This window comes from Actinomadura sp. DC4, assembly GCF_030406325.1.
In the GTDB taxonomy this organism is placed as follows: domain Bacteria; phylum Actinomycetota; class Actinomycetes; order Streptosporangiales; family Streptosporangiaceae; genus Actinoallomurus.
The window spans coordinates 146,612-165,845 of record NZ_JAUEQY010000016.1 but is presented as its reverse complement, the minus strand read 5'-3'; the positions used below and the strand labels follow the sequence as shown (position 1 = coordinate 165,845).

Annotated in this window: 26 protein-coding genes; 11 read left to right on the top strand and 15 right to left on the bottom strand. The window is 71.3% G+C overall.

Going from position 1 to position 19,234, the window contains the following annotated elements:
* Positions 1 to 10: 10 nt before the first annotated feature.
* The 9 genes from QWU11_RS25880 to QWU11_RS25840 all read right to left on the bottom strand — a co-directional run bounded on the left by QWU11_RS25880 (position 11) and on the right by QWU11_RS25840 (position 3,635).
* Positions 11 to 406, bottom strand: coding sequence for a DUF4406 domain-containing protein (locus QWU11_RS25880; protein WP_290117002.1), 396 nt, complete (start codon positions 404 to 406; stop codon positions 11 to 13).
* Positions 403 to 546: a hypothetical protein gene (locus QWU11_RS25875; protein WP_290117001.1), complete on the bottom strand. Its 144-nt coding sequence runs from the start codon at positions 544 to 546 to the stop codon at positions 403 to 405. Before QWU11_RS25875 ends, QWU11_RS25880 begins: the two co-directional genes overlap by 4 nt.
* Positions 543 to 1,379 carry a hypothetical protein gene (locus QWU11_RS25870; RefSeq protein ID WP_290117000.1) on the bottom strand — a complete coding sequence of 279 codons (837 nt, stop codon included), beginning with the start codon at positions 1,377 to 1,379 and terminating at the stop codon, positions 543 to 545. The genes QWU11_RS25875 and QWU11_RS25870 overlap by 4 nt, the downstream gene beginning before the upstream one ends.
* A gap of 14 nt (positions 1,380 to 1,393) precedes the next feature.
* Entirely contained in the window at positions 1,394 to 2,023 is a 630-nt protein-coding gene (locus tag QWU11_RS25865; protein ID WP_290116999.1) for a hypothetical protein, read from the bottom strand.
* Entirely contained in the window at positions 2,020 to 2,247 is a 228-nt protein-coding gene (locus QWU11_RS25860) for a hypothetical protein (protein WP_290116998.1), read from the bottom strand. The genes QWU11_RS25865 and QWU11_RS25860 overlap by 4 nt, the downstream gene beginning before the upstream one ends.
* 26 nt (positions 2,248 to 2,273) lie before the next feature.
* A complete protein-coding gene (locus tag QWU11_RS25855) occupies positions 2,274 to 2,759 on the bottom strand; it encodes a hypothetical protein (RefSeq protein ID WP_290116997.1) in 486 nt (161 codons plus the stop codon).
* Positions 2,756 to 3,130 carry a hypothetical protein gene (locus QWU11_RS25850; RefSeq protein WP_290116996.1) on the bottom strand — a complete coding sequence of 125 codons (375 nt, stop codon included), beginning with the start codon at positions 3,128 to 3,130 and terminating at the stop codon, positions 2,756 to 2,758. Before QWU11_RS25850 ends, QWU11_RS25855 begins: the two co-directional genes overlap by 4 nt.
* Positions 3,131 to 3,204: 74 nt before the next feature.
* A complete protein-coding gene (locus tag QWU11_RS25845) occupies positions 3,205 to 3,393 on the bottom strand; it encodes a hypothetical protein (protein WP_290116995.1) in 189 nt (62 codons plus the stop codon).
* Positions 3,390 to 3,635: a helix-turn-helix transcriptional regulator gene (locus QWU11_RS25840; protein ID WP_290116994.1), complete on the bottom strand. Its 246-nt coding sequence runs from the start codon at positions 3,633 to 3,635 to the stop codon at positions 3,390 to 3,392. Before QWU11_RS25840 ends, QWU11_RS25845 begins: the two co-directional genes overlap by 4 nt.
* Before the next feature lie 156 nt (positions 3,636 to 3,791).
* Between QWU11_RS25840 and QWU11_RS25835 the strand changes: the two genes are divergently transcribed.
* The 5 genes from QWU11_RS25835 (at position 3,792) to QWU11_RS25815 (ending at position 7,490) form a co-directional block, all read left to right on the top strand.
* Complete coding sequence (locus tag QWU11_RS25835; protein WP_290116993.1) at positions 3,792 to 4,262, top strand: hypothetical protein; 471 nt, start codon at positions 3,792 to 3,794, stop codon at positions 4,260 to 4,262.
* A gap of 124 nt (positions 4,263 to 4,386) precedes the next feature.
* Positions 4,387 to 4,698: a hypothetical protein gene (locus tag QWU11_RS25830; RefSeq protein WP_290116992.1), complete on the top strand. Its 312-nt coding sequence runs from the start codon at positions 4,387 to 4,389 to the stop codon at positions 4,696 to 4,698.
* The gene (locus tag QWU11_RS25825) at positions 4,695 to 5,399 is read left to right on the top strand and encodes a hypothetical protein (RefSeq protein WP_290116991.1); all 705 of its coding nucleotides are present in this window, start codon (positions 4,695 to 4,697) and stop codon (positions 5,397 to 5,399) included. The genes QWU11_RS25830 and QWU11_RS25825 overlap by 4 nt, the downstream gene beginning before the upstream one ends.
* Positions 5,381 to 7,009 (top strand): recombinase family protein, encoded by a 1,629-nt coding sequence (locus QWU11_RS25820; protein ID WP_290116990.1) that lies wholly within the window; start codon positions 5,381 to 5,383, stop codon positions 7,007 to 7,009. The genes QWU11_RS25825 and QWU11_RS25820 overlap by 19 nt, the downstream gene beginning before the upstream one ends.
* Positions 7,002 to 7,490, top strand: coding sequence for a YajQ family cyclic di-GMP-binding protein (locus QWU11_RS25815; RefSeq protein WP_290116989.1), 489 nt, complete (start codon positions 7,002 to 7,004; stop codon positions 7,488 to 7,490). The genes QWU11_RS25820 and QWU11_RS25815 overlap by 8 nt, the downstream gene beginning before the upstream one ends.
* A gap of 76 nt (positions 7,491 to 7,566) precedes the next feature.
* On the opposite strand, the gene QWU11_RS25810 is transcribed toward QWU11_RS25815, so the two are convergent.
* Together QWU11_RS25810 and QWU11_RS25805 are read right to left on the bottom strand one after the other, a co-directional pair.
* Positions 7,567 to 8,307 carry an alpha/beta fold hydrolase gene (locus QWU11_RS25810; protein ID WP_290116988.1) on the bottom strand — a complete coding sequence of 247 codons (741 nt, stop codon included), beginning with the start codon at positions 8,305 to 8,307 and terminating at the stop codon, positions 7,567 to 7,569.
* Entirely contained in the window at positions 8,307 to 8,579 is a 273-nt protein-coding gene (locus QWU11_RS25805) for a helix-turn-helix transcriptional regulator (RefSeq protein ID WP_290116987.1), read from the bottom strand. Before QWU11_RS25805 ends, QWU11_RS25810 begins: the two co-directional genes overlap by 1 nt.
* A 35-nt stretch (positions 8,580 to 8,614) precedes the next feature.
* Between QWU11_RS25805 and map the strand changes: the two genes are divergently transcribed.
* Complete coding sequence (gene map / locus QWU11_RS25800; RefSeq protein WP_290116986.1) at positions 8,615 to 9,376, top strand: type I methionyl aminopeptidase; 762 nt, start codon at positions 8,615 to 8,617, stop codon at positions 9,374 to 9,376.
* Between the two features lie 40 nt (positions 9,377 to 9,416).
* On the opposite strand, the gene dacB is transcribed toward map, so the two are convergent.
* The 3 genes from dacB to QWU11_RS25785 form a co-directional block, all read right to left on the bottom strand.
* Positions 9,417 to 10,943, bottom strand: coding sequence for a D-alanyl-D-alanine carboxypeptidase/D-alanyl-D-alanine-endopeptidase (dacB, locus tag QWU11_RS25795; protein ID WP_290116985.1), 1,527 nt, complete (start codon positions 10,941 to 10,943; stop codon positions 9,417 to 9,419).
* A 29-nt stretch (positions 10,944 to 10,972) separates the two neighbouring features.
* Entirely contained in the window at positions 10,973 to 12,205 is a 1,233-nt protein-coding gene (locus tag QWU11_RS25790; protein ID WP_290116984.1) for a sensor histidine kinase, read from the bottom strand.
* Between the two features lie 114 nt (positions 12,206 to 12,319).
* Positions 12,320 to 13,201: a LysR substrate-binding domain-containing protein gene (locus tag QWU11_RS25785; RefSeq protein ID WP_290116983.1), complete on the bottom strand. Its 882-nt coding sequence runs from the start codon at positions 13,199 to 13,201 to the stop codon at positions 12,320 to 12,322.
* Between the two features lie 99 nt (positions 13,202 to 13,300).
* Between QWU11_RS25785 and QWU11_RS25780 the strand changes: the two genes are divergently transcribed.
* The 5 genes from QWU11_RS25780 to QWU11_RS25760 all read left to right on the top strand — a co-directional run bounded on the left by QWU11_RS25780 (position 13,301) and on the right by QWU11_RS25760 (position 18,367).
* On the top strand, positions 13,301 to 14,134 hold the full coding sequence (locus QWU11_RS25780; RefSeq protein WP_290116982.1) for a TIGR03619 family F420-dependent LLM class oxidoreductase: 834 nt from the start codon (positions 13,301 to 13,303) through the stop codon (positions 14,132 to 14,134).
* A 16-nt stretch (positions 14,135 to 14,150) separates the two neighbouring features.
* Positions 14,151 to 15,017, top strand: a complete 867-nt coding sequence (locus QWU11_RS25775; protein WP_290116981.1) for a zinc-binding dehydrogenase — start codon at positions 14,151 to 14,153, stop codon at positions 15,015 to 15,017.
* 45 nt (positions 15,018 to 15,062) lie between these two features.
* Positions 15,063 to 16,517, top strand: coding sequence for a hypothetical protein (locus QWU11_RS25770; protein ID WP_290116980.1), 1,455 nt, complete (start codon positions 15,063 to 15,065; stop codon positions 16,515 to 16,517).
* 56 nt (positions 16,518 to 16,573) lie between these two features.
* On the top strand, positions 16,574 to 17,290 hold the full coding sequence (locus QWU11_RS25765) for a TetR/AcrR family transcriptional regulator C-terminal domain-containing protein (RefSeq protein ID WP_290116979.1): 717 nt from the start codon (positions 16,574 to 16,576) through the stop codon (positions 17,288 to 17,290).
* Between the two features lie 96 nt (positions 17,291 to 17,386).
* Positions 17,387 to 18,367, top strand: coding sequence for an NAD(P)-dependent alcohol dehydrogenase (locus tag QWU11_RS25760; protein ID WP_290116978.1), 981 nt, complete (start codon positions 17,387 to 17,389; stop codon positions 18,365 to 18,367).
* Between the two features lie 6 nt (positions 18,368 to 18,373).
* On the opposite strand, the gene htpX is transcribed toward QWU11_RS25760, so the two are convergent.
* Positions 18,374 to 19,228, bottom strand: coding sequence for a zinc metalloprotease HtpX (gene htpX / locus QWU11_RS25755; RefSeq protein WP_290116977.1), 855 nt, complete (start codon positions 19,226 to 19,228; stop codon positions 18,374 to 18,376).
* Positions 19,229 to 19,234 lie beyond the last annotated feature (6 nt).

Below are 19,234 nucleotides of genomic sequence, written 5' to 3'. Positions count from 1 at the left end.
ACGGCGGCGATCACAGGGCGGCTCCCGCAGCGATGCACCGTCCGGTGTCGCCGTAGAGGACGAACTCCGCGAGGGGCCAGACGGGCAGGCTCAGGGCGCGGGCGGTGGCGACCTCGGCGGTGGCGCCGAGGGACGTCTGCCAGCCGGGCAGGACGACCAGTCCTTCCGCGTGGCCGCAGATCCACACGAGGTCGTCGGCCAGGGCGACGCGGAGGTCGAAGCCCTGCGCGTCGAGGTCCTCTGGCGTCCCGGCCATGCCGGTGAAGTCGAACCCGCCGACCTCGTCGTGTTCGGCCGGGGAGAACACTTCGTGCCCGTCGGCGCGGAGCAGCGCGGTGGCCTTGCGGAACGCGGGGTGGTTGAACTCGGGGTAGGCGCGCATCGGCCCGGCGAGGTACAGCTTCACCGGTTCTCCTTGGGGGTGTCGGCGCCGCAGGCCCAGTCGGTGAGGTCGCGGACGGTGTCGCCCACCGCCGCGGGCAGGTCGTGGAGGGCGCTGCCGACGGCGGCGGGCAGGTCGTGGAAGACGGCCAGGAGCGCGTTCACTTGGCTTCGCCGCCGTCCTCGGCCGGGGTGGGCAGGTCAGTGCGGGTCGGCGCGGGAACGATCCCGGGGAACCGGTTCGCGGGGATGGCCAGCGGGTCCCCGGCGACGACGTCCCGCGGCAGGTCCGGCTCGACGGCGGGGGTCTCGGTCTGCGGGGTGAGCGGCGCGGTGCCGTTGGTGGCGGCCGGCTGCCCGGCGGTCGGGCTGCAGCGGCTGCATTCGTCGCGGACGTCGGGGAGCGGCCGGCCCTCGACGGAGGCGTTGAGCTCCCCTTCGGTGACGTCGCCGACGAGGTTGCCGCAGCCGTTGCAGGCCCGCTTCATCGTCACGGCCGTGCTGCCGTCCGGGTTGACGGCGTCGGGCGTCCACCGGCGGCGCGGCGCGGTCTCGGCGCCCTGGTCCGCGCGGTCCGCGATGTCGAGGGCGGCGGCGATGACCTGCCGCATCAGCGCCGCGTGTTCGAGGTGGTCGTCCCGGGTCGCACCGTCGGGCAGTCCGGCGAGGCGGAGCGCCCCGAAGCTGAGGTTCATCTTGTCCGCGCGGATCGCGTCCGGGTTGGGGCGGGGCGCGCGGCCTTCCGCGATGGCGAGGAGGATCTTCGTCTCCTCGATCTCCTTGCGGGTGCTGGCCGCCCGCTCTTTGGCCGCCTGCAGCTTCACCTCCGCGGCGAGGACGTCCGTCCGGATGTCCTGGATCGCCTTGTCCTGATCCTTGGCGGCGTTGATCAGGTCGACGTACTTCTCTTGGAGGCCGGCGACGGTCGCGTCGCTCATCCACGTGGACGGCGCCGCCTCGGTGGTCGCGTTGGTCTGGTCGGTAGGCTCAGTGGTCATGGCGCTCGGCTCCTTCACGGGTTGATGTGCGCCTGGTCGGCGGCCTCCGGTGCGGGATCACCGGAGGCCGTTCCGCTGTCAGGGGTCGACTCCGCGGCCGCGCGCGTGGCGGTGATCCACTTCACGGCGGCGGCCTTCGTCTTGAAGTGCTCGTCGGTGCGGCTGATCGCCCCGCCGCCCTGGCGCTGGCCGTACGCGGCGAGCCACTGCTTGGCGCCGCGCTTCGTCACGAAGCGGGAGATGACGCCCGCGACCTGCGACTCGTCGGCGGGCGGGTGCGGGCTGTCGGTGACGTAGTAGTCGTAGGGGCCTTCGCCGGGCAGGAGCGGCGCGCCGGGGTGCAGCCACATCCCGGCGCAGCGCTCCGGCTTCGACCCGTAGCCGAGTTCCGTGACGTTCGTGTAGTGGAGGGCGTCCGCGTCGTCGGCGTGCAGTTGGATCACGGCGCCGCAGGAGCGGCACAGCAGCCGCAGGCCGCACTCTCGCCGGTATCCGCGGTCGCCGGTCTTCGGGTCGACGAAGGGGATCTCGTCGATCGCGATAGCCGCTTCCCAGCCGCCGTTGCCGGTGGGGCCGGCGGCGACGCAGTCCGGATGGTGACCGTTGAGTGGCTGGTGGCCGAAGTAGGTGTGGTGGAGGCTCATCGGCCGACCGCCTTGCGGGGGTCAATGCCGAGGTCGTCGAACGCGAGTTTCACTGCGAGCTGGACAGCGCCGGGTACGTCGGTGCACAGGCTCAGGCCGAGACGATCGCGGAGCAACAGCCACGCGGCGTCGAGCAGCTGCTCTTCAGCGGTGGTGAGCTGGCCTCGGCCAGCTGCCGTCGCGTCGCCGAGGGCGCGCATGGTCTTCTCGGCCCACTCCGGCACGGCGGGAGGCTCGGCGATTGGTGCGGTCATCGGGTGGCCGCCGGGTTGGCGTGCAGGTGGGTGCGCTTGGCGTCCTCGACGATCGCCCGGATCCCGGCCGTGCTCTCCCAGCCGCAGCCGGTGGCCTTGCACGTCGCGCTGTAGGTGGGGGGACCGGGGCAGCCCTGCCCGGGCCGCGGCTGACCGGACGGGCTGATCTTGTGGTTGCACTCGGTGCCGTCCGCGTGGAGGCGGACGATCGGCGCGGTGTGCCGGACCGGCTTCAGCTCGGCCTTGACCAGGCGGACGCCGTGCTCGAGTTGGATCTGGCCGAGCCACTTCAGGTCAATGTCGCCGTCGTTGCCTCCGCGTTCGCCGAGCCGATCACGGAGCAGCGCGCGGATCGCGAACAAGATCTCCACTTCGCCCTTGGTGAGATGACCGGAGGCGAGGCCTTTCCTTTCTACGGAGAAGAGGTCCGCGATGATCTGCTCGGCCTCTTCGGGACGCGCCAGCTTCTCCTCGTCGCTCATGCGGCCCGCACCTCGCGTTCGCGGGCGACGCGGAGGACACCGGGCCGCATCCAGGCCAGACCGACCTCCGGGTGCGGCCACGGGCCGCGGTGCGGGCGCCGCTCGGCGGCGTCGCGCTGGCTGTTCGGGTGGTCCCACAGGACGCACACGAGGCCGGGGTCGCGCTGCTCGGCGGGCAGGTAGGCGTGCGCGGGCGCGTCGCCGGCGTAGACGCCGGGACAGTCGGCCGGGTCGCCGGGAGCGACGACGCCGGTCCACAGGCTGTGCTTGTGGCGGACGCGGGTGCCGACGGGCCAGCGTGCGGCGAGCAGCTGCACGACGACGGCCTGGTCGACGTTCGCCGTCACGGACTCGGGGGTGGTGCTCTTCATGAAACCCGGGCCTTTCTGCTAGGGAATCTGGGCCTGGGTGCCGCCGGCCGGGGCCGGCGGACGTGCGAGAGGGGTTAGGCGGCGACGAGCCCGCGGGCTTCGGCGCGGTGTCGGCGGATGAGCGCGGCGATCTCCTCGACGGGCATCCCGCCGGGCACGTACGCCTCGGCGGCGGCCTGCTCAGGGGTGAGGGAGTCGCGGTGCGCGCGGGCGTCCGCGAGTACCTGGGCGGCGTCGGCGATGGCCTGCGCGTAGGTCGTCATGACTTGCCGCCGATGCGTGCGGGCTCGTCACCGGTTACCGGGTCGAGGCCCAAGACCTGCGTGATTGCGCGTCTTGCGCTCGGGCGGGGTACGCAAACGCCCCGCTCGATCTTCGACAGCTGACTGTCGGAGATCGGGCCGCCCGCCTGGCTGCACGCAACGGACAGGGCGCGCAGGCTCAGTCCCAAGTTGATCCGGCGGCCCTGCATGGGGCTGCGCTCCTCGGCGTCGTTCTGCGTCATGTAGCGGAGACTAACGCAGAACAACGCAGAGAACAACAAAGGATCAGAGGGAACCGGAGAGTCCGACCAGGCGTCTAACGCGATTTCACAACTTGGGCCTAGCATCTGCGTCGGTCTGCGTTATTCTGCGTTAGACCGCCAGGAAGGCAGCCAGCGATGACAGCCCGCAGCCAGGCCGAACAGACCGAGGCCGCACAACGTGACGCCGCGAAGCGTCTTGACGACGCACTGACCGCGATACTCGACGAGACGCCAGGCCTGAATTGGAAGACCTGGGTCGAGCAGGCGAAAGCCGCCGGGTACAAGCTCACGACGGAGACCCTCCGAGCCGTCCGGCGCGGCGACTATCCACCGTCGCGACCGGTCTCACGCGCGATCGAGTACATGGCCGGCTGGGAATCCGGCGGCGTCGACCTCGTCATGGCCGGCGATCGCCCAACCGTGATCCAGGTCAAGACGAGGAGCAACGCTCCCGTGCCGGCCCTGGAGTACGACGACCCCGCGCTCCAGGCGATCTGGGAGATCGATCTCCTGACCGAGGAGGAGCGCCGCGCGGCGATCATCGCCGTCCGGATGATCCGGGACGGCCACGTCCGTAGCGACGCCGCACGCCAAGCGCGTGCGTAACGCGTAACGGGCTGATCACAAAAATGTGAATGACGTGCACGAAACCGGGATTTGGTGCGTCATCGAAGTACCGGGGAGGGATTCACCCATGGGGAGAGGGGCGCACCGGGTGGAACCCACACATATGCGACACGACGATGACGTCGACATGCTGCGGAGACGAATCGCCGAACTCGAACTGAACGCGCAGGCACAGGCCGCCGAGCTGGCCACGGCCAAGACCCTGCTCGCTGCGACATGGCCGGGCCACGACATCCCGGCCGAACCGATGCCGGCTGAGCTGACGCACGCGCTGCACGGCCCGCGGCAGGCCGTACGGCTCGTCATCGACGGCCGGCCGGTGTGGGCCGGGGTACGCGCGAAGAGCACACCTGACGCGGCACGGGAGCTCGCGGTCTGGAGTGCGGTCATCGGCTTCGCGAAGGGGGAACGATGAGCGCTCTCCCGGAGCGGCGCCGGGAAGACCTGCCGGAAGACCTCGACTGGCTACTCAGGGAAGAGCCCGGCGACGACGTCACCATCGTGGTCAATTCCTCCCTCACCGAGGAGGAGGCGAAGACTGCGACACGGGAGGCCCTGCGGGCCTACAGCCGTGACCGTCGCCGGCGTCGTGGGCTGCTCGCGCTGCCGCTGCTCGGCCTGGACAGCACCAAGCGTGCGGCGCGGAAGCATCCGCCCGCCGCGGCCGCCGTCGCCGCGATCGCCACCGCGGTGGTCGTGCTCGCCGCCGGGCTCGTCGCCGACGACCTGCTCCGGAACTCCCACGACGGATACGACCGTCCGGAGGCGAGGACGCCGCGGCCGCCCACCGCGAGCGCACCTCCGGCCCGCCACCCGCCGGCTTCTCCGCCGGCCGGATCACCGAGACCCGACCGCCCCGGTGATGAGACGACACCCGCGCCCCGCTACTCGACCATGCCGGTCGCGCACCGTCCGGCCACGTCGCCTTCCCCACGGCATCGGAGGCCGCGGCTGCCGATACACGGAGGCGTACCGGGGGATGCGCCAGGGGAAGTTCACGCGCCGCCGCCGGCCACACCGACGACGGTGTGCGGGGTGCGCCTGGACCTGGCGGTGATCCGCCTTCACATCGACATCGGGGTGAGACTAGGAGTGCTATGCCCCCGCAGACGCTGAGCGCGGCACGGCAGCTCGCCGCACTGCCGGATGAGCCGATCCCCGCAATCGGCTACATCCGCGTGTCGACCGCGCGCGAGGAGATGATCTCCCCGGAGCTGCAGAAGGCGTCGATCACCGACTGGGCCGCGCGGAACAACCGGCGGATCGTCATGTGGATCATCGACCTGGACAAGTCGGGCCGGAACTTCCGCCGGAGAATCCAGCGGGCGATCTCGGCCGTGGAGGCCGGCGAGGCCAAAGAGATCATCGTCTGGAAGTTCTCGCGCTTCGGCCGGCAGCGTCTCGGCTGGGCCGTCAACCTGGACCGGGTCGAGTCGGTCGGCGGGGATCTGGTGTCCGCGACCGAGGAGATCGATGCCAGAACGGCGGCGGGGCGTTTCGCGCGAGGCATGCTCGCGGAGGTCGCGGCGTTCGAGAGCGACCGCGCGTCCGAGGGGTGGATCGACGCGCTGCGGCACCGCCGCGAGGAGATGAAGCTCCCAGCCCAGGGGACTCCCAGGTTCGGTTACGTCCGTAAGGGGCGTATCCCGAACCCGGGGAGGCCGAACTCGTTCATCCTCGACGTCCACGATCCACTGGGCGAGCGGTACGAACCGCACGAGCGGGACGGTCGGCTCCTCGCGGGCCTGTACGTCGGGTACGTCGGCGGGCACGCGGGCGGCGCGTTGGTCAAGCTCCTGAACTGGGGCGGCGTCAAAACGGTCCGCGGCGGCACGTGGACCATGCAGAGCCTCTTCGGCTATCTGGACAGCGGGTTCGCGGCCGGGTTGCTGCGGATCCACCGGCGTGACTGCCGGTGTAAGCAGCCCGGCCGCTGCCAGAACGTCGAGTACCTGCCGGGTGCGCACAAACCCGTCATCACGATGGAGACGTGGGAGGCGTACCTCGCGCGACGCAGGAAGCAGCGGCGCCTCCCGTCCCGTACGGTCAGCCCCGTGTACCCGCTGTCGGGGCTGATGCGGTGTGGGCACGGCGGCGAGAATGGGGTACCGCAGCACGCCCTGTCCTCGGCGAACAAACACGGGCAGACCGGGTACGGGTATATCTGCAAGTGGGCGTACGACGGGCGCGGCTGCGTCGGCGTGTGGGTGCAGCGCAAACAGGTCGAGGAGGCCGTGCGCGCGCGGCTCGCGACGTGGGCTGACGACATTGACGAGCAGGCCCGTGTCACTGAGGCGCGCGCCGCCGTGAAGGTCACCGCGCGGACTGACCGTGAGCGGCTCGGCCGGGACCTACAGCGCATCGACAAGGCTCTCGGACGGCTCGTGAAGGAGCGGGCGCTGGACCCGGACATGCCGGACGCGATCTACGCCAGCACCCGCCAGGAGCTCCTCGACGAACGCAAAGAGATCGAGGCGGCGCTGGAGACCGCCAGTGAAGAGGAGGAAGCGAACAGCGCCGACCATTTGCCTGTGATCCGTACGCTGCTCGATGAGTGGGACACGATCGCCGTCGGGCGGAAACGTGATCTGCTCGCTACGCTCATACGTCACGTGATGGTCTTCCGGACCGGGGTGCGGACCCCGCCGAGGATCGTGATTACGCCGGTCTGGGAGCCAGACGTGGACGCCGAAAAAACGAGAAGAATAGAGTGGTCCTTTGGGTGAATCATCGTTCGACATCGTCTCGAAACTCGACCGGCAGGAGGTGGACAACGCGCTCAACCAGGCGGCCAAGGAGATCGCTAACCGGTTCGACTTTCGGAACATCGACGCTGGGATCCGGTGGGCCGGGGACGGGATCGAGGTTCAGGCCAACAGCGAGGAGCGGGCCAACGCCGCGCTCGACGTGCTGAAGGACAAGCTCGTCAAGCGGAGTGTTTCGCTCAAGGCCATCGACGCCGGCGAGCCCAAGCCGTCCGGGAAGATCTACAAGCTTTCCGTGGCGCTCAAGGAGGGGATCTCCCAGGAGGACGCCAAGAAGATCGGCAAGATCATCCGAGAGGAAGGGCCCAAGGGCGTGCGGGCTCAGATCCAGGGGGACGAGTTGCGGGTCAGCTCCAAGAAGAAGGACGAGCTGCAGACCGTCATCACCCTGCTCAAGGGCAAGGACCTCGACGTCGCGCTTCAGTTCACGAACTACCGCTGACGAGCGGAAGACCGGCTGGCAACGAACGTCAGGACACGTCGGGGCACCTCCTGCCCAGGCATCACCCGGCTGGCGGCTACCTCTGAACGGCCTCCAGCACTGACGGCCAGGCCGCTGACAACGGGTCGATCAGGGCGAAGTGCCCCGCGTCCGGGAGTTCCACCAGCGGCACACCCGTACGCGCGGCGTAGGAGCGGCTCACGGCGACCGGTACGCGGTCGTCGGCGGTGCCGTGGAGCAGCAGTACCGACGCCGCCGGCGTGGGCAAGGACGCCGGGTCGGCGAGGGCGTACCGGTCCGGCACCGTGTCCGGGCTCCCGCCCATCAGCAGGTCCGTCGCGCCATCGTCCAAAGACAGGGTGCTGCACAAGGCCAGGTCCACGCACCCGGCCAGGGAGACGACCGACCTGAGGCCCGGCGTACGGCTCGCGGCCCACAACGCCAGGTGGCCGCCGGCCGAATGGCCCAGCAGCGACGGCGGCCCGGAGAAGTACGGAGCGAGCAGGCCGGGTATCGCGTCGAGCGCCGCGGCGACATCCTCGAACGTGCCCGGCCAGCCTCCCCCAGGCTGCCCCGTACGGCGATACTCCGGCACCGCCACGACGAAACCGGCGGACGCCAGAGCAGAGGCCAGCGGCCCCGTGTGCGTACGGTCGTACGCCGCGCGCCAGAAGCCCCCGTGGATCAGCACCACCAGCGGCGCGGGCGGCCGCGGAGGCAGTCGTACGTCAAGGACGTGGTCCGGCAACGGCCCGTACGAGAACGTAAGGTCCGGCGGCGCAGAAGGACGCGTCAGGACCTCGCGCGAGTCGGGCATCAGCCGGCCAGGCGGGAGCCGTCGGCCGGAGGCAGCGGCAGCCGCCGGGACAGCTCGGTCAGGTCGAGGCTGAGCGCCCCGGCCAGGGCGGCGACCGTGAAGAACGCCGGCACCGAGATCGCGCCGCGTTCGATCTTGCGCAGGGTGTCCAGGGAGATGCCCGCCTCGGCGGCCACGGACGCCGCGCTGCGCGGCCCCCGGGCCGCGCGCAGGATCTGGCCCAGGGCACGGCCGCGGTCGCGTTGGTCTTCGGTCAGCGGTGAACGCACCATGGCGAAGATTATATGACTGGTATTAAAATCTACCCATGGTGACTCTGAAGAACCAGGCGGAACTGGACCGTATGCGCGCGGCCGGGCGGGTGGTCGGCATCACCCTGCGGCGGGTCGCGGACGCGGTCGAACCCGGTATCAGCCTGGCCGAACTTGACGCGATCGGCGCCTCCTGCATCAAGGAACACGACGCTCTGCCCTCGTTCCTCGACTACCACCCCCGCTCCGCGCCCACCCCGTACCCGGCGGTGCTGTGCCTCTCGGTCAACGACGCGGTCGTGCACGGCATCCCCGGCGAGAGAGTCCTGAAAGACGGCGACATCCTGTCGATCGACTGCGGCGCGATCGTCGACGGCTACCACGGCGACGCCGCGGTGACCGTGCCGGTCGGCCGGGTCGACGACGCCGCCGAGCGCCTGATGAAGATCACGAGCGAGGCGTTGACGGCCGGCATCGCGAAGGCCGTACCCGGCGGTCGTCTCGGCGACGTCTCTCATGCCGTCGAGACGACCGCCCGCCCGTACGGGCTGCTCGACGGCTGCGGTGGGCACGGCATCGGCACGGCCATGCACGAGGACCCGCACGTGGCCAACACCGGAAGAGCCGGGCGCGGGATGCGGATCCGCGAGGGACTGGTCATCGCGATCGAGCCGATGCTCATCGAGAGCGGCAGCGACGAGGGCCGTACGCTCGCCGACGGCTGGACCATCGCCACCGCGGACGGCAGCCGTGCCGCGCACTTCGAGCACACCGTCGCCGTCACCGAAGACGGCCCGAAGATCCTCACCGAGCCGTGAGAGGGCCGCCCCACGGAACCGGGGCGGCCCCTTCACACGGTCAGCAGGAACCACTCCACGAGCACTCGAGCACGCCTCCGGACGAGCGCGCCGTGGACCTCACGCTCGCGGTCGACCCTCCGGCGAGCCGGACCGCGATCTTGTCCTGGAGGTCGGTCGGAGCGCCGCCCTTGTAGCCGTTGAAGACGATCGAGAAGATCAGCCGCCGGCCGGCCGGGTCCTTCACGTAGCCCGACAGCGCGCTGACCCCGGTCAGCGTTCCGGTCTTGGCGTGGACGTTGCCGGCGGCCGGCGTACCGCCCATGCGTGAGCGGAGCGTGCCGCCCACGAACCGGTCCGGCTGCCCGGCGATCGGCAGCGCGTCGTAGAAGACCGGGAAGTAGCTCTTCCGCTGCACGGCCTTCAGCACGTTGCTGATCTGCGTGGCGGTCGTGTAGTTCGAGTGCCCGAGGCCGGAGCCGTCGGTCTGCTTGACCTGGGAGGTGTCCACGCCGAGCGTCTTGAGGTACTTGGCGACCACCGGCAGGCCGGCGGTCCAGCTCCCGTGCCCGGTGACCTTCTTCCCGATCTCCTTGACGAGGATCTCGGCGATCATGTTGTTGCTCAGCTTGAGGTACGGGACGGCGATCTGCGACAGCGGGATCGACCGCCGGGCCGTGACGACCCTGGCGCCACGGGGCGTCGTGCCGTGCGTGATGTCGCCCTTGACCGTCACACCGTGCGCCTTGAGCGCCCGCCGGAAGACGTCTGCCGCGTACAGGGCGGGGTCCTGGACCGTCGCCTCGTCCTCGAACTTCACGCCCGCCGGGATCGAACCGCTGACGACGATCGTGTTGGTGCCGACCGTACGGTCGACCGAGACGGTGGAGGCCGAGCCGACGGCACCGGTCGTGGCCCTGTTGTCTATCGTCACCACGCCGGTGCCGGGCGTGACCGAGACCTTCGGCTGTTGCCCCGGCTCGCCCGGGACGACGTCGACGAGGACCGTGCCCACGTCGAGGTCGGCGTTCGAGGTGACGGTCAGCGCGGAGATCTCGGCGGCGTAGTAGTACGGGAAGTCGGTCGGGTCCCAGTCCGGGCCGAGCCGCGGGCCCTCGAACCAGCTGTCGTCGGCGACCAGGTCGCCCTTGACCGTTTTGACGCCCTTGGCCGCGACGTCCGCGGCGAGCCTGTCGTACGCCGCGGCGTCCAGCGTCGGGTCGCCGGTGCCTCGGAGGTAGAGCCTTCCGCCCCGCGTGGAGACGTCCGTACGGAACCGGTAGCCGGTGCCGAGGATCCCGAACGCCGCCGCGGTCGTCTCGAGCTTGTTGTTGGACGCCGGGACGACCCGCTGGTCCGCGTTGTGGGTGTACAACACCGCGCCGGTGCCGGCGTCGCGCACGGTGACGCCGGCGGTCGCGCCGGTCAGCCGGCCGTCGGCCAGGATCTGGTCGAGGTCGGTCTTGAGATCTCCGGCGGCTGTGCGCGCCGGCGCCTCTCTGACCTCGGCCTGAGCCGGGATGGTGACGCCGGAGGCGGCGACCACCCCTCCTGCGAGCAGTAGGGCCAATCCGGTTGATCGTCGCATGACTGCCGATGGTAAGAGATCATGACAATCTAGAGTCGAATATGGCCGGATCCGGGCAGCCGGTTGGGGATCGTCACAATCAGCGTGGTGCCCTGTCCCGCCGGGCTGGCGACCTGAAGGCTCCCGCCGACCGCCGCGACGCGGTCGCGGAGACCGTTCAGTCCCGAGCCGCGCGCGGGATCGGCCCCTCCGACGCCGTTGTCGCGCACCGCCAGGCGGACCTTCGCGTCCTCCTCGCCGAGCTCAACACGCACCCCGGTCGCGTACGCGTGCTTGAGGACGTTCGTCAGCGCCTCGGAGACGACGTAGTAGAGGGCCACCTCGAGCTCTTCGGGCAGGCGGCGGTCCAGGCCGACGTGGAGGTCGACGGGTACGGCGCAGCGCGACACGAGCGCCGGAAGCGCGGTCCGCAGGCCCTGCCGGGCGAGCGCCGGCGGACGGAGGCCGCCGGCGATCTCCTGGAGCTCGCCGAGAACTCCCGCCAGGCCTTGGGCGGTGGCGGACAGCGTGCCCCTGAGGCCGGGGAGGTCCGGCGGCACGTCCTCCTCGGCCTCGCGGAGCCGGAGCGCCAGGGAGATCAGGTGCTGCTGTGCGCCGTCGTGCAGGTCGCGCTCGATGCGATGCCGTGTGGCGTCGACGCTGGTGAGGAGGCTGGCGCGTGAGTGGATCAGCTCGGCGTGGGTCGTGGCCTGCGTGATCGCGCAGTTCAGCAGCTCGACGAACTTGCCCATGCGTTCTTCCGTGGCAGGATCCGGAGGGTCGGCACTGAGGTACAGGGCCGACATGGTCCCCCACAGCCGGTCGTTGATGACGAGCGGGCTGGCGACGACGTAGCTGATGCCGTGCTCTCGGTGCCACCCGCCGATGTCGCTGCGGATCGCCGCGCTCGCGCGCCGGGCCGGCCGGCGGTTCCGCAGGACCTCGGCCGAGGCGGTGTCCTCGGCGAGTGGCCAGCGCCCGCCGAACGGCATACCGGGGTCGGGGGTGCCGGGGGCGCGCCAGATCGCGACGATCGACATGATTCCGTCGGCCTCGCGCCGGTTGATCGCCACGTAGTCGGCCCTGATCAGGCCGCCGAGCGCGCTCGCGGCCGCCTCGAAGATCACTGACGGCGGCGATCCCCGGGCGACCAGAGTCGCGACGTACTGCAGGGCGCCCCGTTCTTCGGCGAGTTCGCGGACCTCGCCGCAGTCGACCCGCAACGAGCGCACCGCGGTGTCCATCGAGGTCCGTATCGCCCGCAGGCGACGAGTCACCGGCATCGCCGTCCACGGGCGTGAAGCCCGTGCGTCCATCACCCACCCTGTTCGATGACCTGGCCCCGGTCACTGCGTGTGACAACAGAGTTTATCCACAGCCTGTGGAAACCGGCGAGGCTACCCGGTGTTCGCGCACAGGCACCGGAAACACGCCTCGACGAAGGTCCGGATGGCCGGGCGCGTGTCGTCCGTACGCCAGACCACCGCCAGCGAACTCGGCGACAAATCCCTGACCGGGCGGAAGACGACGTCGTCGCGCCGGTAGATCTCGGCGTTGCCGGCGGCCAGCAGCGCCACGCCCAGACCCGAGGCGACCGCCTCGAACGTCTCCTCCGCGGTCTCGGCCTCGGCCACCACGCGCGGCGCGGTCCCGCGCTCGTCGGCGGCCAGCCAGAAGCCGCGCAGCGGACCCGCGGCGGCCGGCAGCGCGATGAACGGCTCGTCGGTGAGATCGGCGAGCGCGACGTCGGCGCGCGAGGCGAGGCGGTGGCCCGCCGGCAACGCCACCCAGCGCTCCTCGGTCGCGACCACCCGCCAGGCGAGCCGCCCGTCATCCGGCACCGGGAGCCAGGCGATCGCGACGTCGACCTCCGACGAGGCGAGCCCCGCCGTCGCGTCCCGCCAGGAGACCTGCCGAAACAGCAGCTTCCACCCCACCATCCGCGCGGTGACGCCGGGGATGAGCCCGCGGCCGGGGCGGGTCTGGAAGCCGACCGTCAGCGTCGTCTCGCGCGCCGCCCCGGTCACCGCGCGCCGGGTCTCCTCCCACTGCGCGAGCAGCTTCCGGGCGCGGGGCAGCAGGGCCTCTCCCGCCTTCGTCAGCGCGACCGTACGGCGGTCACGGTCGAAGAGCCGCACCCGCAGGACGCTCTCCAGCTGCCGGATCTGCTTGCTCAGCGCGGGCTGGGAGATGAAGAGCCGCTCGGCCGCCGCCTTCGTGAAGCTGAGCTCTTCCGCCACGGCCACGAAATAACGGAGGTCGCGCAGGTGAGCGTCCATAACCGGAGGTTATTACAGCCGGTCTTGGACGGGTGCGGAAACAGCGCCCACGATGGTGCCTCCGACGAACGCAAAGGCGGCAGGTACGTGGAACTCGGTGTGCATGGACTGAACGCGAAGGCGACGATGGGCCCGGCGGAGACGCTCTGGCTGGCGCGCCGCGCCGAGGCGCTGGGCTACACGTCCTGGTGGGCGGGCGAGCACGTGGTCCTGCCCAGTCCCCGTACGGCCGACTCGCCGATGGAGCCGACGGACCCGATCCTCGATCCGCTCGTGCACCTGACCTATGTCGCGGCCGTGACCGAGCGGATCGAGTTGGGGACGGGCATCCTGATCCTGCCGCAGCGCAACCCGGTGGTCCTCGCCAAGCAGGCCGCGAGCCTGGACGTGCTCAGCGGAGGGCGGCTCCTGCTCGGCGTCGCCGCCGGATACCTCGAACCGGAGATGACCGCGGTCGGCGTGGACATGGCCGGGCGCGGCGCGCGTACCGATGAATACCTCGACGCGATGACCGCGCTGTGGACCCACGGCGCGCCCGCGTACCAGGGGCGCCACGTGAGCTTCGCGAAGGTCGACGCGCACCCGCGGCCCGTACGGCCGGACGGCGTCAGGGTCGTGGTCGGCGGCCACAGCCCGGCAGCGTTCCACAGGGCCGTGTCGCGCGGCCACGGATGGTTCGGCAACGGCACGTACGACGAGCTGGTCACGCACCTCGCCGGGCTGCGCCGCGCCGCCACCGAGGTCGAGCGGCCGGCCCGGCTCGGCCGGCTGGAGATCACCTTCATGCAGCTCGGCCCGGTGGAGGTGGACGCCGACGCGGCCCGCCGCTACGCCGACGTGGGCGTCGACCGCCTGCTGGTGTACCCGCTGCCGTTCGAGGATCCGGCCGAGGTCACCCGGTTCGTCGAACGCCACGCCGACCTGCCCCGCTGAGAGAGAGGACCGCCCCATGCGCGCACTCGTCGACGGACTCCGTCTGACCGAGGTGGACGAACCCACGCCCAGCGACTCCCAGGCTCTGGTCGAGGTCCACGCGATCTCGCTGAACTTCGGCGAACTCGCGTACGGGACGTTCCCGGGCTGGGACGCGGCCGGGGTGGTGATCACGGCCGCCGCCGACGGCTCCGGTCCGCCGCCCGGCGCGAGGGTCACGACGTTCGGCTGGAACGGCGGCTGGGCCGAGCTGCGCGCCGCGGGGACCGCCGACCTCGCCGTCGTGCCCGACGGGGTGGACCTCGGCGCCGCGAGCACGCTGCCGGTCGCGGGGGTCACCGCGCTCCAGGCCGTACGGCGGCTGGGCGCGGTGCTCGGCCGGCGGGTGCTCGTCACCGGGGCCTCGGGCGGCGTCGGCCGGTTCGCGGTCCAGCTCGCGGCGCGCGCGGGCGCCGAGGTCGTGGCCTGCGCCTCGCGCGGAGAGGGACTGGCCGAACTCGGCGCCGCGGAGGTCATCTCCGGCCTGGCCGACCTCGCCGAACCGGTCTTCGGCGTCCTCGACAACGTCGGCGGCCCCCTACTGGCCGAGGCCTTCGCCCTCCTCGAAGAGGGCGGGAGCCTCCAGAGCATCGGCAAGGCATCCGGGGAGGCGACGACGATCGACTTCGAGGCCGAGCGCCTGCGCGGCGGCGGGCGCCGGCTGGAGCCCTTCACCGTACGTACGCCGTTCGGCCCCGACCTCGCCTACCTCGCCGGGCTACTGGCCGACGGCGGGCTCGACCCGCAGATCGGCTGGCGCGGCCCGTGGGAGCGGGCGGCGGAGGCCGCGGACGCGCTGCTGTCCCGGCGCGTACGCGGGAAGGCGGTCCTGGACGTCCGTTGAGCCGTGCGTTGACAGCGTGACCGCGGGCGCGAGAAGGTCCGGCCGATGGAGATCACCGACCTGACCCCCGCCGAGCGCCGGCTGTGGCGGGCGTTCCCGACGGGCGCGGTAGTCGACCTCCGCCAGGCCGGCGACGAACCGGAGCACGGCGGCGACTGGGGACCGGAGCGGACCGTACGGGCGAAGGTGCTCAGAGCGCTGCTGCTCGGCGTCCCGGCCGGGGAGGGCGAGGTCGCCGCGCTCCGCCTCTCCGGCGCCCGTGTCACCGGCACGCTCGACCTGCAGTACGCCACGGCCGAGCAAGCGATCCGCCTGTGGGGCTGCCACTTCGAGAAGGCCCCCGTCCTCTACGGCGCGAAGCTCCGCCAGCTCAACCTCAGCGAGTCCTGGCTGCCGGGCCTGACCGCCGCCACCCTCCAGGTCGGCGGCGTGCTGCGCCTCACCGACTGCCGCGTCCCCGGCGAGATCCAGCTCGGCGGCGCGAAGATCTCCGGAGCCGTCTTCCTCGACCGCGCGCACCTCGGCGGGGACAAGACCGCCGCCCTCCAGCTCTACCAAGCCGTCATCGGTGACGACCTCTGGGCCCCGGGCCTGACCGTCCAGGGCGAGGTCGACCTGAACGGCGCCCGGGTCGCCGGCGCGATCACCCTGGACGACGCCACCCTGGACGCCTCCGCAGGGACGGCGCTGAAGGCCGAGAGCCTCACCATCGGCTCCAACCTCAGCGCGCGACGGCTCCGCGCGACGGGCCGGGTCAGCCTGCGCGGCTCCACGTTTCCCGGCCAGGTCGACCTCACCGGCGCGCGCCTGTCCAGCCCCGGCGGCGTCGCGCTGCGGGCCAGCAGCTGCACCGCGGGCGAGCTGTGGCTGCGCGACGCCGCCCCGATCGATGGCCTGGTCAACCTGCGCCGCTCCACGTTCGAGCTCATCCACGCCACTCCGGAGGTGTGGCCGGACCGCGTGCGCATCGACGGCCTCACGTACGGCTCGCTCGCCCCCGCGCTGGCCGCCGGCGAGCGGCTGGAACTCCTTGAGCGCGACGACGAGGGCTACGTGCCGCACGCGTACGAACAGCTCGCCGCCGCGTACCGACGGATCGGCGACGACGCCGGGGCGCGTGCCGTACAGCTCGCCAAGCAGCGCCGCCACCGCAGGACGCTGTCCTGGTACGCCAAGGCCTGGGGGCACGTCCAGGACGCCACGGTCGGGTACGGGTTCCGGCCGACCCGGGCGATGGCCTGGCTCGTGGCCCTCCTGGTCGCCGGCACTGTCGTGTACGGGCTGCACCACCCGCAGGCCGCCGAACCTGCCAAGGGACCGGACTTCCACGCGGCCGTCTACACCCTCGACCTGCTCCTGCCGATCATCGACTTCGGCCAGGAGAAGGCCTTCAACCCGCACGGCGCGTACCAGTGGCTGGCGTACCTGCTGATCGCGGCCGGCTGGGTCCTGGCGACGACGGTCGTCGCCGGCGTCACCCGCGCCGTCAACCGGCAGTGAGCTCGGACCGGGGCAGACTTACCGTGTACGGGTAGAGTGCGCCGGGAGGAAGATCCGTGACCCTGTGGACCGACGCCGACGAGTCGACCGAGCAGCCCCGTGTTCCGCTGAGCCGGAGGCGGGTGCTCCGCGCCGCCGTGGGGCTCGCCGACCGTGACGGTCTCGACGCGCTCACCATGCGCCGGCTCGCGCAGGAGGTCGGGGTCGAGGCGATGTCGCTGTACCACCACGTCGCCAACAAGGAGGCCGTCTTCGACGGCGTCGTCGAGGTGATCCTGGGAGAGATCATGGCGGCGGTGGACGGGGTCGAGGCTCCGTCCCCGGAGGAGGACTGGCAGGCGGCGCTGCGCGCGCGGATCCTCGCCGCCCGTGAGGTCTTCCTTCGCCACCGCTGGGCTCCGCAGGTCCTCGAGACCCGCACCACCACGAGCCCGTTCGTCATCGCCTACTTCGACCACGTCATCGCCATCCTCCGGGCGGGCGGGTTCTCCTTCGACCTGGCCCACCGCGCGCTGCACGTCCTGGGCAGCCGTGCCCTCGGGTTCGCCCAGGAGCTGTTCCAGCCCGACAGCGGCCAGAACGCGAACGCCGAGGCCGCCGCGATGATGGAGCAGATGGCCGACCGGTTCCCGAACATCGTCGGGATGCTGGCGGACGCCATCCACGACGACCCGGACGGCACCCTGGGCTTTTGTGACGACCAGTTCGAGTTCGAGTTCGCGCTCGACCTGATCCTCGAAGGGCTGGAACGGCGCCGCGCCGCCACCGCCTGACGTCTCACCTCTTTTTCCGACCTTGACTTCCTTACGCCGTACGATAGCCTTACGGCGTATGATTACCTTACGTCGTACGAGAAGGAGAAAGACGCCGTGAAAGCCTGGAGCTGGGACCGTTACGGCCCGCCTGACGTGCTGACTCTCAAAGACGTCGACGAACCTGGCATCGCCGGGGACGAAGTGCTCGTGCGAGTACGGGCGGCGTCCGTCAACCCCTACGACTGGCGCCACATGCGAGCCGACCCGAAGCTCGTACGGCTGAGCGTCGGCCTACGGCGGCCGAAACCGGGCCTGGTCCTCGGCGCCGACCTCGCCGGCGTCGTCGAGCGGGTGGGCGAGGAGGTGACCGGGCTCCGACCCGGCGACGAGGTCTTCGGAGAGGTCCGGCTGGGCTCGTTCGCCGAGACCGTAGCCGTCCCGCAGAACAGGCTGGCCCAAAAGCCCGCCCGTCTCACCTTCGAACAGGCGGCCTCGGTGTCGATGGCCGCGCACACCGCACTGCAGGGGCTGCGCGACGTGGGGAGGATCTCGGCCGGACAGCGGGTTCTCGTCAACGGGGCCTCCGGCGGCATCGGCACGTTCGCCGTCCAGCTCGCCAAGACGTTCGGAGCCGAGGTCACCGGCGTGTGCAGCACCCGCAACGTCGAACTGGTCCGTTCCCTGGGCGCGGACGACGTCGTGGACTACACGCGCGAGGACTTCACCGAGCGGGAGGGGCGGTACGACCTGCTCCTGGACAACGTGGGCAACCGGTCGCTGGCGGAGCTGCGGCGCTCCCTGACCTCCCGCGGGACGCTCGTGATCGTGGGCGGCATCGCCGCGGCCCGTGGCGGCCTGCTCGGCCCGGCGACGCAGGTTCTTCGCGGAGCGCTGGCCGCCCCCTTCGTCGGCCACCGCATCGCCACGGTCAGCTGGAAGCCCAACTCCGGGGACCTGCGGATCCTGGCGGAGCTCATGGACAAGGAGCAGGTCACACCCGTCATCGACCGGACGTACCCGTTCGCCGAGATCCCCGAGGCGCTGCGTTACGTCGAGCGCGGCCACGCCCGGGGCAAGGTCGCCATCACCGTCTGACCGGCGTCAGCGGCGGTAGCCGGCCATCTGCTCCAGGCGGGCGATGCGCTCGCCGATCGGCGGGTGGGTGGAGAAGAGGCGTACGACGCCCTCGCCGCGGAACGGGTTGGCGATCATCAGGTGGCCGACCGAGGCGAGCCGCCCGTCCTCGGGCAGCGGCAGCCGGCGGGTGCCGGCCTCGATCTCGCGCAGGGCCGACGCCAGGGCCAGCGGGTCGCCGCTGAGCTGCGCGCCGGAGGCGTCCGCCTGGTATTCGCGGGTGCGGCTGATGGCCAGCTGCACGATCGCCGCCGCGAGCGGGCCGAGGATGAGCAGCAGCAGCGCGCCGACGATGCCGCCGTCGTCGTCGTCGGAGTTGCCGAACGGCAGGAACCACGCGAGGTTGGCCGCCAAGGTGACCACCGCGGCCAGCGCCCCGGCCACCGAGGAGATCAGGATGTCGCGGTTGTAGACGTGGGACAGCTCGTGCGCGAGCACCGCGCGCAGCTCGCGCTCGTCGAGGATCTCCAGGATGCCCATCGTGCAGCAGACCGCCGCGTTGCGCGGGTTGCGGCCGGTGGCGAAGGCGTTGGGCGCCGTGGTCGGAGAGACGAACAGCCGCGGCATCGGGCGGCGCGCGGCGGTCGAGAGTTCGCGGACGATTCGGTAAATGGCGGGCTGTTCGACCTCACTGACCTGCCGCGCGCGCATTGCCGAAAGGGCGATCCGGTCACTCGCGAAATAGGCGACGCCGTTGGTGACGAGCGCTATCAGAACCGCGACGAACAGGCCGGTACGCCCGCCGAGCGCGCCGCCTACCAGGACTATCAGCGCCGAGAGCGCGACGAGCAGGACCGTTGTACGGACGCCATTGAACCGCACCTAGAC